This is a genomic window from Aeromonas sp. sif2416, from assembly GCF_019218665.1.
Taxonomy (GTDB): domain Bacteria; phylum Pseudomonadota; class Gammaproteobacteria; order Enterobacterales; family Aeromonadaceae; genus Aeromonas; species Aeromonas encheleia.
Genome location: NZ_JAHUXC010000002.1, coordinates 346,191 through 360,949 on the forward strand (window position 1 = coordinate 346,191; position 14,759 = coordinate 360,949).

14 protein-coding genes and 1 tRNA gene are annotated in these 14,759 nt (G+C 61.9%); 9 read left to right on the top strand and 6 right to left on the bottom strand.

The features are described 5' to 3' along the window. Positions 1-119 precede the first annotated feature (119 nt). The 5 genes from KW821_RS04965 to lolB form a co-directional block, all read right to left on the bottom strand. Positions 120-2,105, bottom strand: a complete 1,986-nt coding sequence (locus KW821_RS04965; RefSeq protein WP_218290633.1) for a bifunctional UDP-sugar hydrolase/5'-nucleotidase — start codon at positions 2,103-2,105, stop codon at positions 120-122. 93 nt (positions 2,106-2,198) lie between these two features. Continuing rightward, positions 2,199-3,146, bottom strand: a complete 948-nt coding sequence (locus KW821_RS04970; RefSeq protein WP_042652671.1) for a ribose-phosphate pyrophosphokinase — start codon at positions 3,144-3,146, stop codon at positions 2,199-2,201. Positions 3,147-3,418: 272 nt separating this feature from the next. Further along, a tRNA-Gln gene (locus tag KW821_RS04975) sits at positions 3,419-3,493 on the bottom strand. Next, positions 3,473-4,360 (bottom strand): 4-(cytidine 5'-diphospho)-2-C-methyl-D-erythritol kinase, encoded by an 888-nt coding sequence (gene ispE / locus KW821_RS04980; protein WP_218290823.1) that lies wholly within the window; start codon positions 4,358-4,360, stop codon positions 3,473-3,475. Before ispE ends, KW821_RS04975 begins: the two co-directional genes overlap by 21 nt. Positions 4,361-4,386: 26 nt before the next feature. Continuing rightward, positions 4,387-4,965, bottom strand: coding sequence for a lipoprotein insertase outer membrane protein LolB (gene lolB, locus KW821_RS04985; RefSeq protein ID WP_042652668.1), 579 nt, complete (start codon positions 4,963-4,965; stop codon positions 4,387-4,389). Between the two features lie 125 nt (positions 4,966-5,090). Between lolB and hemA the strand changes: the two genes are divergently transcribed. The 7 genes from hemA (at position 5,091) to KW821_RS05020 (ending at position 12,072) form a co-directional block, all read left to right on the top strand. After that, positions 5,091-6,350 (top strand): glutamyl-tRNA reductase, encoded by a 1,260-nt coding sequence (hemA, locus tag KW821_RS04990; RefSeq protein WP_042652667.1) that lies wholly within the window; start codon positions 5,091-5,093, stop codon positions 6,348-6,350. 51 nt (positions 6,351-6,401) lie between these two features. Beyond that, positions 6,402-7,490, top strand: coding sequence for a peptide chain release factor 1 (gene prfA / locus KW821_RS04995; RefSeq protein ID WP_218290634.1), 1,089 nt, complete (start codon positions 6,402-6,404; stop codon positions 7,488-7,490). Positions 7,491-7,545: 55 nt separating this feature from the next. Further along, the gene (gene prmC / locus KW821_RS05000; protein ID WP_218290635.1) at positions 7,546-8,382 is read left to right on the top strand and encodes a peptide chain release factor N(5)-glutamine methyltransferase; all 837 of its coding nucleotides are present in this window, start codon (positions 7,546-7,548) and stop codon (positions 8,380-8,382) included. A gap of 44 nt (positions 8,383-8,426) precedes the next feature. Further along, complete coding sequence (locus tag KW821_RS05005) at positions 8,427-8,813, top strand: SirB2 family protein (protein WP_218290636.1); 387 nt, start codon at positions 8,427-8,429, stop codon at positions 8,811-8,813. Positions 8,814-8,824: 11 nt separating this feature from the next. Next, positions 8,825-9,625, top strand: coding sequence for a SirB1 family protein (locus tag KW821_RS05010; RefSeq protein WP_042652663.1), 801 nt, complete (start codon positions 8,825-8,827; stop codon positions 9,623-9,625). Between the two features lie 11 nt (positions 9,626-9,636). Then, positions 9,637-10,491 carry a 3-deoxy-8-phosphooctulonate synthase gene (kdsA, locus tag KW821_RS05015; RefSeq protein WP_042652662.1) on the top strand — a complete coding sequence of 285 codons (855 nt, stop codon included), beginning with the start codon at positions 9,637-9,639 and terminating at the stop codon, positions 10,489-10,491. A 303-nt stretch (positions 10,492-10,794) separates the two neighbouring features. Then, a complete protein-coding gene (locus KW821_RS05020; RefSeq protein WP_218290637.1) occupies positions 10,795-12,072 on the top strand; it encodes a dicarboxylate/amino acid:cation symporter in 1,278 nt (425 codons plus the stop codon). Between the two features lie 165 nt (positions 12,073-12,237). On the opposite strand, the gene grcA is transcribed toward KW821_RS05020, so the two are convergent. Continuing rightward, entirely contained in the window at positions 12,238-12,618 is a 381-nt protein-coding gene (gene grcA, locus KW821_RS05025; protein ID WP_042652660.1) for an autonomous glycyl radical cofactor GrcA, read from the bottom strand. A gap of 680 nt (positions 12,619-13,298) precedes the next feature. On the opposite strand from grcA, the gene ung reads away from it, so the two are divergent. Then, positions 13,299-13,967, top strand: coding sequence for a uracil-DNA glycosylase (gene ung / locus KW821_RS05030; RefSeq protein WP_042652659.1), 669 nt, complete (start codon positions 13,299-13,301; stop codon positions 13,965-13,967). A gap of 214 nt (positions 13,968-14,181) precedes the next feature. Beyond that, positions 14,182-14,730 (top strand): hemerythrin domain-containing protein, encoded by a 549-nt coding sequence (locus KW821_RS05035; protein WP_042652658.1) that lies wholly within the window; start codon positions 14,182-14,184, stop codon positions 14,728-14,730. The last annotated feature ends 29 nt before the right edge of the window (positions 14,731-14,759 follow it).

Here is a 14,759-nt window from a genome sequence, read left to right on the forward strand (position 1 = left end):
CGATCACTCAACCAAAGCTCGGCAACCGGAGGGAATAACCCGGTAACGGGTCGCCAACGGCCGCAAAAAACGGGCCTCGCCCCGGCCCGTTTTTGCCCTGTGTCGTGGCCGGTGCCTGCTTATTTGGCCCGCAGCAGGGTGACGACGGGCTCACTCAGGGCGGTCAGGGTCGGGCGCTGCTCCTTTATGTACTGCACGAAGGAGGCCGCATCTGTGCCGCAGTTGACGGTCTCGGCCTGGCAGTCGAGCGCTTGGCCCGGTGCGTAACGGGCGCTCAGCTGATTGCCCTGTTGCACCACCTGCAGGACCGGGAAGGCGGTCAGCTGGTCCGCCACCCAGGCGAGATCCACCCGCTCGGCCCGCAGCTGCTGGGCACGGGCCAGTGCCTGCCAGCCGTCGTTGCCGTTGGCGCTGTAGGCATTCATCACCACCCGGTAGCGCCGCTCATCGACCAGATCCTGCCACTGCCCCTCGGCCGTCTGCCATTGCAACCGGGTCAGGGAGCCGCTCTTGCCCGGCACTGTTTCGGTGAAGGTGTAACGCAGCTGGCCACCATAGGGGAACTTGCCGGCGTGGGCGCCGGCGGGCAGGGTGGCGGTGATGGTCTCGGTCAGCAGGGCACGCACCTCGGCGCCGCTCAGGGTCAGCACGGCGAGCTGATTCTTGAACGGCAGCAGGCTGAGGGCCGGCTCCCCTTCGCGCAGCTCACCGGCGGGCAGATCGGCGCGCACGCCTCCCACCGCCAGCAGGGCGAAGTCGACCGGGCCGCCGGTCAGGGCCTGCACCGCCGGGCGGTTGGCCCAATAGTACTGGCCCTCGGCCACCAGGGGGGCAACGGCGGAGCCGTGGCTGTCGCTGCCGTTGTCACCGGGGCGACGGGCATTTTGCAGCGGCGCCGGCAGGGTGGCGATGACGGGGCCGAACGCCTGCTCCAGCGCCGGTTTGAAGTGGCTGTCGATGATGCCGCGCAGCCGTGGATCTTCATCCACCGTCACCAGGTTGGGCTGGGCGTCGATGAACTTGCCCGCCTGCTGGCTGCGGGTCTTGTCCAGCCTCTGCTGGCGGGCCGGATCGGCGAAGAAGTCGCGGCTGGCCAGCAGCCGGTTCTGGCCGTTGCAGGCGATGACGCGGCCTTGCGCGTCGAAGCTGAGGCGGGCGAGGCCGATGGCCTGGGCGTAGGCGCCGGCCTGTACCACGCAGGTCAGGCCGACACCGTCCGGGTTGGTGACCAGCGCCGCGTATTCCCCGCCGTTGCCCCAGCCGATGTTGCCAAAGTCGCCGAGCAGGCTGTGGGAGTGGCCGCCGACGATGGCGTCCAGCCCGTTCACCTCGGCCGCCAGCGCCAGATCGCGCTGGTTGCCGATGTGGGTCAGGGCGATGATGTGGTTGATCCCTCTCTGCTGCAGCAGGTCGACCGTGGCCTGGGCCGCGTCGACCTCCTTGCGAAAGCGCAGCTTGCCGACGTTGGGGGAGATGTTGGCCATGTCTTCCAGCACCAGTCCCATGACGGCGACCAGCGGTTTGTCTGCGGGCAGGTGACTGAGATCGGTGAGCGGGATCTTCTGGTTGCCATCGAAGGCATAGACCACGAACGGCTTGAGGTTGCGGGCCTGGCTCAGATCCGGATCCGCACTGGCATCCAGGTTGGCGGCCAGCACCGGGAAGTTCACCCCCTCGATGAAGCGGGCCAGCTTCTGGCTGTCGAGATCGAACTCGTGATTGCCGAGCGCCATGGCATCGAAGCCGAACTGGCTCAGCAGCTCGGCGTTGGCCATCCCCTCGTTGAGCTTGAAGTAACCGCTGCCCTGCCAGGCGTCGCCCCCGTGCAGCAGCAACAGCGGCTGATTCTTGGTGAGCGCCTCCGCCTGGTAGGCCTTCGCCATGGTCAGCAACCGGGGGTAGCCGCCGAAGCGGCTGTAGAGGGTATCCGTACTCTCCTTGCCAAAGATGGCTCCCTTCAGCTCGGCATTGACCGGGTCGAATTGGGAGTGGGTGTCGTTCATGTGCGCCAGGGTCAGCGTGAAGGGGGCGCTCTCTTTGCCGGGCAGGCAGGCGGCGAGCAGAGTGCAGAGGGGGAGGAGTAGCAGGAGACGCGAGCACTTCATGGGGGATCCTTAACCTGTCGGGGCAGGGCAATACCGTACTGGGCTAGAAAAACAAAAACCGCCAGTCGGCGGTTTTTGTTACAACAGGGTCTATCAATGCTCAAACATGGCAGAGATGGACTCTTCGTTGCTGATCCGGCGGATGGCTTCGGCCAGCACGGTGGACAGGGTCAGCTGCTTGACCTTGCCGATCGCCTTCATCTCCGCGGTGAGCGGGATGGAGTCGGTGATGATCAGCTCGTCGATGACCGAGTTCTTGATGTTTTCCACGGCAGTGCCGGAGAAGACAGGGTGAGTCGCATAGGCGAACACACGCTTGGCGCCACGCTCTTTCAGCGCTTCGGCCGCCTTGCACAGGGTGCCGCCGGTATCGATCATGTCGTCGACGATGACGCAGTCACGGCCAGCCACGTCGCCGATCAGGTGCATGACCTGGGAGACGTTCGGGCGGGGACGACGCTTGTCGATGATGGCGATGTCGGTGTCGTCCAGCAGCTTGGCGATGGCACGGGCACGCACCACGCCGCCGATGTCCGGCGATACAACCACGGGGGATTCGAGGTTCTTGGACAGCATGTCTTCCAGCAGCACAGGGCTGCCGAACACGTTATCCACCGGAACGTCGAAGAAGCCCTGGATCTGCTCGGCATGCAGGTCAACGGTCAGCACACGGTCCACACCCACGCTGGAGAGGAAGTCGGCGACGACCTTGGCGGTGATGGGCACACGGGCGGAGCGGACGCGGCGGTCCTGACGGGCATAACCAAAGTAGGGGATAACGGCAGTAATACGGCCAGCTGAAGCACGACGCAGTGCATCCACCATGACGATCAATTCCATCAAATTGTCGTTGGTCGGGGCACAGGTGGATTGAATGATGAAGATATCGCCACCACGTACATTCTCATTGATCTGTACGCTGATCTCGCCGTCGCTAAAGCGACCTACGGCAGCATTGCCGAGTTTGATAAACAGGCGATCTGCGATCTTCTGGGCTAGTTCCGGCGTTGCGTTACCAGCAAACAGCTTCATGTCAGGCACGGTTTGAAACCTCGGGGTTGCATCCAGTATGTGGAGGGTCTGATTTAGACCCGTATCGTCTTTGGGCAAACGATTATCGCGTTGACGGGTCGGGCCACCCTAGGTTGCCACCGGCCAGGTGATGTCACAAGTCGACAGTTGCTGCATTTGCAGTTTCTTGTCTGTGGTGTCTTGCTGAGGTATCGAGGAATGAACCCGGACACAGGAATGAGATAGCCTCTTCACTGCTCCCCGGACCGTCATCGATATGCCCATCTCAATCACCAAGAGAATGGCTGGGGTACTAGGATTCGAACCTAGGAATGGCGAGATCAAAACCCGCTGCCTTACCGCTTGGCGATACCCCAATCACTGACTTGTTGCAATGTGACGAAGAGTGGTGATATGTTCTCGCCCTTGGCGATAAACCCATCCCAGCCTTCCGGCACCCTTGCCAACACCTTCCGAGCAGCCACTTCGTCTTCAAATTGAGCAAAGACGCAGGCTCCAGTGCCCGTCATTCTTGACGGCGCGTATTCTAGCAACCAGCCGAGCGCATTGGCAACCTCGGGGTGGCGCTTTTTCACCAGCAATTCGCAATCGTTTTTCCACTTCCCCTCCAGCAGCCACTTTTTATCCAGCAAATCGGGCAATGCCATCTTGGGCGTGGCTCTGGGCAGGTCCGGATCCTGGAACACGGCGGCCGTCGCCACGTGACAATCGGGCTTGAGCACCAGATACCAGGCGCTCGGCAGCTCGACCGGTTGCAGTCGCTCACCCACCCCCTCGGCGAAGGCGGCCCGCCCGCGCACGAACACCGGCACGTCGGCCCCGAGCTGCACCCCGAGATCCGCCAGTTCGTCTTCACTCAGACCCGCCTGCCAGAGGTGATTGAGCGCCACCAGGGTGGTGGCCGCATCCGAGGAGCCGCCGCCGATGCCGCCGCCCATGGGCAGGTTTTTTTCCAGCCGGATGTGGGCCCCCTGCGGGCTGGCCAATTTGTTTTGTAATAGCCGCGCTGCCCGGATGATGAGGTTCTGTTCATCGGGCACGCCGGGGATGGCCGGGCTCAGGGTGAGCAAGTCGGTGTCCGGCAGGGGATCGAACTCCAGCCAGTCGCCGTGACTGAGGAAGATGAACAGGGTCTGCAGCTCGTGATAGCCGTCCGGGCGACGGCCATTGATGTGCAGGAACAGGTTGAGCTTGGCCGGCGCGGGCCAGCGGATCGCCGTCATCGACGGGCGCTTGTCAGCGGCGGCCATCAGGGGGTCAGGGTCCATTGGTTGATCTGCAACTTGAGGCGACTGCCCTGGCCCGTCATGGTCAGCAGATGGGGCAGGCGATAGCCGGCCTGATCCCGGTAGTCGCCATAGACGATCTGCCACTGGCCATCCCGCACCGAGGCCAGGCTAGCGTCGGGATTGAGCTCGAACTCGGCCTTGCCCGGCAGCCCCTTGATCCATTCGGGCAGCCCCTGCACCGGGATGTTCCAGCCGGTGAGTTGATAGATGAGCGCCTCGGCGTCCTGGCTCTGGTGCTGCTTGCCGTCGTTGTCTATCAGGGTCACCTCGCCCTTGCTGCGGGAGAGCTCCAGGATGTGGGTGCCGACTATGCTGCTCAGATTGAGGCGATAGTCGTCGCCATCCTGTTGCCAGTTGAGGCGGGCGCTGCCCTTCTGTTGGGCGGTGATGATGGCCATCTTGCCCGACAGCTGCCAGTGAGTCAGCTGCTCGAGACGGGCGCGTTCCTGCTGCCAGTTGACCTGATCCCGCTGGGGTGAGGTGGTGGTACAGCCGGCCAGCAACAGCAGGCAGGCGAGGGAGAAAATACGCAAGAACAAGGTCGTGCTCCGGATAAGAGGTTTGCCACAGTATAAGGGGCGGCCGTATCGCTTTTAAAGACTTACCCTTTCTCGTACAATTGACGGCCTTTACACCCTGTGCACGAAATGATCACCACCCACTCATGAGTCTGCTTGCCCTCGGAATCAACCACAACACCGCCAGTGTCGCCTTGCGGGAACGGGTCGCGTTTGGCCCGGACTGCATCGATCGCGCCTTGCGTGAGCTGGTGGAGCAGCCCGGTGTCAGCGAGGCGGTGATCGTCTCCACCTGCAACCGTACCGAGCTGTACTGCAGCCTGGAGCGCGGCGAGGGGGAGCAGGTGCTGCACTGGCTGCAGGCCTTCCACAAGCTGGATGCGGCCGAGGTGGTCTCCGCCATTTATCAGCATCGGGACGAAGAGGCGGTGCGCCACCTGATGCGGGTCGCCTGCGGCCTCGACTCCCTGGTGTTGGGGGAGCCGCAAATCCTGGGGCAGATCAAGCAGTCCTACGCCCATGCCCAGCAATCCGAGGCGCTGAAGGGATCCCTCGAGCGCCTGTTCCAGAAATCCTTCTCGGTGGCGAAACGGGTGCGTACCGATACCGAGATCGGCGCCAGTGCCGTGTCGGTGGCCTTCGCCGCCGTGAGCCTGGCCCGCCGCATCTTCTCCGATCTCTCCCAGACCAAGGTGCTGCTGATCGGCGCCGGCGAGACCATAGAGCTGGTGGCCCGTCACCTGCGCGAGCAGAACGTCACCCGGATGATGGTGGCCAACCGCACCCTGCAGCGGGCCCAGCTGCTGGCCGAGGAGTTCGGTGCCCAGGTGATGACCCTGGAAGAGATCCCGGACTACCTGCATGAGGCGGACATCGTCATCAGCTCGACCGCCAGCCCCCTGCCCATCCTCGGCAAGGGCATGGTGGAGCGCGCCCTCAAGGCCCGCCGCAGCCGACCCATGTTCCTGGTGGACATCGCCGTGCCGCGGGACATTGAGGCCGAGGTGGATGAGCTGTCCGATGCCTATCTCTACACGGTGGACGATCTGCAGGGCATCATCGAGCAGAACCTCGAGACCCGCAAGAAGGCCGCGGCCGAGGCGGAGCTCATAGTGCAGGAAGAGCGCGACGACTTCATGGGCTGGTATCGCAGCCAGCACTCGGTGGATCTCATTCGCGATTACCGGCACCAATCCCAGCAGGTCGCCGACGAGGAGCTGCAGCGCGCCTTGCTGGCCTTGCAGCAGGGCGAGAGCGCCGAGCAGGCGCTCAAGGCCATGGCCCATCGCCTCACCAACAAGTTGATCCACGCACCGACCCAGGCCTTGCGCCAGGCGGCAGCTCAGGGCGATGCCCACAAGCTGTCACAACTGCGGCAGGTGCTGGGGTTGTCACAAGAGTCATAGTGCCGGGGTGGCCAGCCGGCCGTCCCTACCTCCATCGAGAACACAAGATTTATGAATCCGTCACTGATCAGAAAGCTGGAAGGCCTCATCGAGCGCCACGAAGAAGTTCAGGCCCTGCTCGGCGAGCCCGGCGTGGCCTCGGATCAGGATCGCTACCGCGCCCTGACCCGGGAATATGCCCAGCTGGAAGATATCGTTCACGCCTTCCAGCGCTTCCGCCAGGCCGAAGACGATCTGGAGACCACCAAGCTGATGCTGGAGGACGCCGACAGCGACTTGCGCGAGATGGCGCAGGAGGAGCTGCCGCTGGTCAAGGCCGCGCTGGAGGAGCAGGAGCAGGCGCTGCAGGTGATGCTGCTGCCGCGCGACCCCAAGGATGACAACAACTGCTACCTGGAGATCCGCGCCGGGGCCGGCGGTGACGAGGCGGCGATCTTCGCCGGCGATCTGTTCCGCATGTATTCCCGTTACGCCGAGCGCCAGGGCTGGCGCGTCTCCATCGTCAGCTGCAACGACGGCGAGCACGGTGGCTACAAGGAGGTGATCGCCAAGGTGGACGGCGAGCGCGTCTACGGTCGCCTCAAGTTCGAGTCCGGCGGCCATCGCGTGCAGCGGGTGCCGGAGACCGAATCCCAGGGCCGGGTGCACACCTCCGCCTGCACCGTGGCCGTGCTGCCGGAAGTGCCGGAAGCCGAGCAGATCGAGATCAATACGAACGACCTGAAGATAGACACCTTCCGCGCCTCCGGGGCCGGTGGTCAGCACGTCAACAAGACGGATTCCGCCATCCGCATCACCCACCTGCCGACCGGGCTGGTGGTGGAGTGCCAGGATGAGCGCTCTCAGCACAAGAACCGCGCCAAGGCGATGTCGGTGCTCTCCGCCCGCCTGCAGGCGGCCGAGGACGAGCGCCACCGCGCCGCCGAGCAGAGCACCCGCCGTAACCTGGTGGGCTCTGGCGATCGCTCCGAGCGCATCCGCACCTACAACTACCCCCAGGGGCGCCTGTCCGAGCACCGAATCAACCTCACCCTCTACCGGCTGGGGGAGATCCTGGAAGGGGATCTCGACTGCGTGATCACCCCGCTGGTGCAGGAATACCAGGCCGATCAGCTCGCCTCCCTGGCGGAAAACAGCTAGTGCTGAACCGACGGCCGTGCGCTCCTGGCACGATAGCCCTGGCGGAGAACGGTTGATGCAGATCCAACAGGCCCGCGCGCACATCATGGCGACCCTGGCCTCCGGGGAATCCCCCCGTGCCGACGCCGATGCGCTGCTCTGCCATCTGCTGGGCTGCCGGCGCAGCTACCTGATGACCTGGCCGGAGCGCGAGCTCGATGGCGCCCAGCAGGCGACCCTGGCCGGCTGGCTCGTCCGCCGGCTGGCCGGCGAGCCCATCGCTCACCTGGTGGGGGAGCGTGAATTCTGGTCGCTGCCCCTCAAGGTGAGCCCGGCCACCCTGATCCCGCGCCCCGACACCGAGGTGCTGGTGGAGCAGGCGCTGGCCCGACTCCCAGCCGGCCCCTGCAGCCTGCTGGATCTCGGCACCGGCACCGGCGCCATCGCGCTCGCGCTCAAATCCGAACGGCCCGATGCGACTGTGTGGGCGGTGGACAGAATGCCCGAGGCGGCCGCCCTGGCCCGCCACAACAGCGCGGCGCTGGCGCTGCCCATAGAGGTGCGGGACGGCAGCTGGTTCGAGCCACTGGCGCAGGCCCCGCGCTTTGATCTGATCGTCTCCAATCCGCCCTATATCGACGGGGCTGATCCCCATCTGGATGAGGGTGACGTGCGCTTCGAGCCCCGCTCCGCCCTGGTGGCGGACGAGCAGGGGCTGGCGGATATCCGCCTCATAGTGGCGCAGGCGCCGGCCCATCTGGTGCCCGGCGGCTGGCTGCTGCTGGAGCACGGCTGGGATCAAGGGGAAGCGGTGCGTCAACTTCTGCTGCAGCATGGCTACCAGCAGGTGGCAACCGTGCGCGATTATGGCGATAACGAGCGGGTGACCCTGGGGTGCCTGGCTCAATCCTGAGTGAGGGCAGGCCCGGGCCTGCCCTATTTGTGCAAGGACAGGTTATGTATGTTGTTCTCAAGCATCTGCATCTGATGCTGATAGCATCGGCGGTGCTGATGTTTATACTGCGCTTTTACTGGGTTCAGACCAGCGGCACCGGCCGCGCTTACAGCCGCGGGGTCATGCAGCTGAGCGGCTGGCTCAACGGGCTGGTGGTGCTCTCCGGCGTGCTGCTGTGCATGGTGCTGGATCTTAACCCGCTCAACAACGGCACCCCCTGGCTCAGCGAGAAGCTGACCGCCATCCTGGTGGTGGCATTCTTAGGCATGATGGCGCTGCGCTTGGCTCGCAGCAATACCATCCGCTGGTTTGCCTTCCTGGGAGCCCTGGGGTGGCTGTTCTTTATTGCCAAGCTCGCGGTGCTGAAGCAGGCCAGTCTGTTCGGTTAGGAATGATGACGATGATACGTGTGGACGAATGGACCGACTTCGAGGCCCATGATCTGGCCGAGCTGGCGCTCTCCGTCAGCGACGAGATCCTGGGTCGAACCGGCTCTGGCGAGGCCGAGCTGGCCCACCTCGATAGCTGGCTGGACGAGACGATTACCGAGGGCAACTGTGACGAGGTGCGCCGCCAGCTGCTGCAGGGCTTCTACCAGTCCCTGGGCTTTCGGGGCGACTGGCAGGATTACTTCTCGGCCGTCAACTGCGATCTGGCCCAGGTGCTGGCGCGCAGGCAGGGCATCCCGGTGAGCCTCGGCATTCTCATCATCCAGCTGGGCCGCAAGATAGGCCTGGATGTGGAGGGGATCTGCTTCCCCGGCCACTTCCTGGTGAGCTTCGCCGGCAGCGAGGGGGAGGTCTATGTGGACCCCTTCAACGGCGATGAGCTGAGCCGGCACCACATCGAGCTGCTGCTGCGCGGCGCCCTCGGCAATCTGGCGACCCTGAGCGATGACCATCTGCAGCCCTGCGGGCAGTGGGAGATCATCGAGCGGCTGCTCAATGTCAGCAAGGGAGCCCTGCTGCGGGAGGATCGCATGACAGAGGCGCTGCGCTGCAGCGAGCTGCTGCTGCGCATGAAGCCAGGCGATCCGCTGGAGACGCGGGATCGGGGCTTCATCTACGAGCAGCTCGACTGCCCCCGCTTCGCCGCCGACGACTTTGAATACTTCATTGAACAATGCCCGGACGATCCGGTGGCCGACGTGCTGAAGACTCAGCTGGCCGCGCTGGATCTTAGCCCCAAGCCCCTCCATTAAGGATGCCTGAGATGGAACAGAAAAATATCAAGATCAACGACATCGATGTGGCCAACGACAAGCCGTTCGTGCTGTTTGGCGGCATGAACGTGCTGGAATCCCGCGACATGGCGATGGCGGTGTGCGAGAAGTACGTGGAAGTGACCAGCAAGCTTGGCATCCCGTTCGTGTTCAAGGCGAGCTGGGACAAGGCCAACCGCTCCTCCATCCACTCCTACCGGGGCCCGGGTCTGGAAGAGGGGATGAAGATCTTCCAGGAGCTCAAGGCGACCTTCGGCATGCCGGTCATCTCGGATCTGCATGAGGTGCATCAGGCCAAGCCGGTCGCCGAGGTGGTGGACGTGATCCAGCTGCCCGCCTTCCTGGCGCGCCAGACCGATCTGGTGGAGGCCATGGCCCGCACCGGCAACGTCATCAACATCAAGAAGCCGCAGTTCCTGAGCCCGAGCCAGATGAAGAACATCACCGACAAGTTCGAGGAGTGCGGCAACGATCGCCTGATCCTGTGCGAACGCGGCGCCAACTTCGGTTATGACAACCTGGTGGTGGACATGCTGGGCCTGGGCGTGATGAAGAAGAGCACCGGCGGTTATCCGGTGATCTTCGATGTGACCCACTCCCTGCAGTGCCGCGATCCGCTGGGGGCCGCCTCCGGTGGCCGCCGCGAGCAGGTGGCCGAGCTGGCCCGCGCCGGCATGGCGGTTGGCCTGGCCGGCCTGTTTATCGAATCTCATCCCGATCCGAAAGTGGCCCGCTGCGATGGCCCGAGCGCCCTGCCGCTGGACAAGCTGGAAGGTTTCTTGAAGCAGATGAAGGCGATCGACGACCTCATCAAGGGCTTCGAGCCCCTCGATACCTCCATCTGATCCACGGCTCAGCTTCCGTGATGAAAAATGCCCCGCCATGCGGGGCATTTTTATATCCAGAATGTTTTCATTAAGGTCCAAAATAAATCACCGATCAAATATATCATGGTTGCTGTGGTGTTAATGATGTTAAATATGTTGTGTGATTAATGTCTCTTAATTGCTTTTTATAACGTGTGAAAGTGGCGCCGTTACGATGACGAAATAGCATGAAGCAGGCGAGAGAATGGTGATATCTCGTTACGGGCTCCTGCATGCTTATTTCTGCCATATCGCTGTCAATTAATTAACAGGACGTTAATCATGCACAAGAAAATATTCAGCAGCCTTTATTTTCAGGTGTTGCTCGCGATCACCCTGGGGGTGTGTCTGGGGCATATCTATCCCGATCTCGGCGCGGATATGAAGCCACTGGGCGATGGCTTCGTGAAATTAATCAAGATGATCATTGCCCCCGTCATCTTCTGTACCGTGGTGACCGGCATCGCCGGCATGGAGAGCATGAAGGCGGTGGGGAAAACCGGTGCCATCGCGCTGCTCTACTTTGAAGTGGTGAGCACCATCGCCCTGGTCATCGGCCTGTGTGTGGTCAACCTGCTGCAGCCCGGGGTCGGCATGAACGTGGATCCCGCCACGCTGGATGCCAGCTCCATTTCGGCCTATGCCGAGCAAGCCAAGTCGCAGGGCACCATCGCCTTCCTGCTGGACGTGATCCCGGGCAGCGTGATCGGCGCCTTTGCCAGTGGCAATATTCTTCAGGTATTGCTGTTTGCGGTGCTGTTCGGTTTTTCCCTGCACCATATCGGCGAGAAGGGGAAATTAATCTTCAATGTCATCGACAGCTTCTCCCAGGTTATTTTCGGCATCATCAACATGATCATGAAATTGGCACCGATTGGGGCCTTTGGTGCCATGGCGTTTACCATAGGGAAATACGGTATCGGCTCACTGGTTCAGCTCGGCCAGTTAATTGCCTGCTTCTATGTGACCTGCCTGCTGTTTATCTTCATGGTGCTGGGCAGTATTGCCAGGGCCAATGGTTTCAGCATCCTGCGCTTTATTGCCTATATCAAGGAAGAGCTGCTGATCGTGCTGGGGACCTCCTCTTCCGAATCCGTATTGCCCCGCATGCTGGTCAAGATGGAGGCGCTCGGCTGTAAGAAGTCGGTGGTGGGTCTGGTGATCCCGACCGGCTACTCCTTCAACCTGGACGGTACCTCCATCTATCTGACCATGGCGGCTATCTTCATCGCCCAGGCGACCAACACGCCGCTGGACCTGTTCCAGCAGATCACCCTGCTGGTGGTGCTGCTCATCTCCTCTAAGGGGGCGGCCGGGGTAACCGGCAGTGGCTTCATCGTGCTGGCGGCCACCATCTCGGCGGTGGGGCACCTGCCGCTCGCCGGGTTGGCGCTGATCCTGGGAATAGATCGCTTCATGTCGGAGGCGCGCGCCCTGACCAACCTCATCGGCAACGGCGTCGCCACCCTGGTGGTGGCCCGTTACTGCGATCAACTCGATGAGCAGCAGATGCAGGAGGTGCTCGCCAATGGGCCTGCCGTGAAGGTCGAGCAGCATTGAGGGGGCAGGGGGAGCGGGGCGGCCATCCGGCAGCGCCGCATCTGGCCTGCGTCAGACGGGGCTTTGACCCCTCTGCCATCGAGCCTGGGTCTGCTAGGAATAGTCATGCATAAAAAAACGGCCCGAGAGGGCCGTTTTTCGTGGAAGCTGTTATCGCCGGGCGAATTACAGGCTCTTGGTGAAGGTGCGGGTGATCACGTCACGCTGCTGTTCCGGGGTCAGGGCGTTGAAACGCACGGCGTAGCCGGAGACACGGATGGTGAGCTGCGGATACTTCTCCGGATTGGCGATGGCCTCTTCCAGGGTCTCACGGCTCAGCACGTTGACGTTCAGGTGTTGGCCACCCTCGACCATCGGCTCGGTCTGTACCGGCAGCTCGCGATATTCGAACTGGCCCAGGTCGGACAGTGCGACTTCCTGATCGGCGGCGAAGCTGTCGCCCTTGGCGCAGATGCAACGAGCCTGTTGCTTCTCTTCGTCCAGCAGCCAGAAAGAGTTCAGCAGTGCGGCGTTGGCGGACTGGGTGATTTGGATGCCCTTGATCATGGTATGACTCCTCATAGGAAAGCGGATTCAACGGTAAGAACATTACCCTGATGTTTTTAAACCACCTTGATGACAGGATGATTTAATGGGCCTTGCCTTACACCTTTACTTCGTTGGGGTCATATATACCACGATGGTAATAATACGAAAATTGATCCAAATCAAAAAATACGCAGATAGCGCCGGATGCATAGGGTTAAATCATTGAGCTTAATCAAAATTGAATCATTTTCATGATTTATTAAGATGCATCAATTATGCATTTTTTATTTATCAAATCTAGTAATTTAACTACATCTTATTGCGTCGATGACCGCTAAAACCGGGGTAGGTTAGTCGCAGTTGGGCCTCTTCTCCTGTCAGGCACTCAGGGGGCAACAGCAACCTAAGCAGAAGGGGGAGTTCCGGCGGTGGTGTGCACGAAGCGCGGATAGCGCTCCATAGCGACGGGGAGGGCAGCGTCACTGGCAGCCGCAGCCAACGGCTCGGCTTGAGGGGACGTCTGTGGTGCGCGCGAGGTCTAGATAGCATAGAGAGGGGCTGTTCGCGCCAAGGCTCATCAACCCAGAGCAGGGAGGGTGTCCGATCGTCCCCGACCCGCCGGCAGGCCGAGTCGCGGTTGCGTCTTGTGGCCTTGGCCCCTATCCTGAGCCCCTTGCCGTTTCATTGAGGAGACCGGGGTGCTGACCTGGAAAGATGTGATTGGTTCTGAGAAAGAGCAGGACTATTTCAAGACGACGCTGGCGACCGTCAGGAGCGAGCGGGAGGCGGGTAAGGTGATCTATCCCCCCGCCACCGAAGTGTTCAATGCCTTCAAGCTGACCGAGCTGGACGAGGTCAAGGTGGTGATCCTGGGACAAGATCCCTATCACGGGCCGGATCAGGCCCATGGCCTCTGCTTCTCCGTGCTGCCCGGCGTGCGCACGCCCCCCTCGCTGGTCAACATCTACAAGGAGATGCAGCGGGATCTGCCGGGCTTCGTCACCCCCAGCCACGGTTTCCTGGAGTCCTGGGCCAGCCAGGGGGTGTTGCTGCTCAATACGGTGCTGACGGTGCAGGCGGGCATGGCCCACTCCCACGCCCACCTGGGCTGGGAGACCTTCACCGATAGGGTCATCGAGCAGGTCAACGCCAGCCGCCAGGGCGTGGTCTTCCTGCTGTGGGGCGCCCACGCCCAGAAGAAGGGCCGCATCATAGATCGAACGCGCCACCATGTGCTGAGCGCGCCCCATCCTAGCCCGCTCTCCGCCCATCGCGGCTTCATCGGCTGCGGTCACTTCTCCGAAACCAACCGCCTGCTGACCCAGCAGGGCATGAGCCCGATCAACTGGCTCTCGGTCTGCGAATAACCGAAAATTTCCCACGAGACTGTCCCTGTTTGCACGCCAACATCGGTGTGGAAACAGGGATGCCGTGGGCGTAAATTGGCGATGGATGTGGTCAAAGCACTAGGGTGTACGAGAAGGGATTGTCTGCGTCAGATTTGATTGAGTGCAAAGTTGGCGCAATAAATGACCGTATACTCGAAGCAGGATCTATTCATTTCAGTGCCAAGGAGTGCCCATGTTATCCAGTCTGCATAAGGATCACCTCAACATCGCCAAGCTGCTGCAACTGCTGAAATACAAGCTTGCCGCGATACGCAGCGAACAGCAGATCAGCTACTTCCTGATCCGGGACGTGGTGGATTATTTGCGGGAGGTGTCCGACACCTATCACCATCCCAAGGAGGATCTGATCTATGACTACTACCTGAAATACCGGGTAGTGGAAGGGGAGGTGGCGAACCGGTTGCAGGAGGAGCACGCCCGCCTGCTGGAGGCCGGTACCGAGCTCAAGGAGATGGTGGAGATGATCCTGATGGATGCCGTCATCCCGCTGGATCAGTTCACGACCCGGCTGGAGCAGTTCATCGACCAGCAGGAGGCGCACATGCACTACGAGGAGGGGGTGATCTTCCCCCATCTGCGCGATTCCCTGACCGAAGATGACTGGCGTCAGCTCGAGCAGGTCTGGCAGAACCGGGCCATCAATGATCCCCTGTTCGGGGCCGAGGTGAGCCAGCACTTCCAGGCGCTGTCCAAACAGCTGTCCTTGCCGCTCTCGCCCTGATCGCCAGGGGTCAAAAACAACGCCCCGGC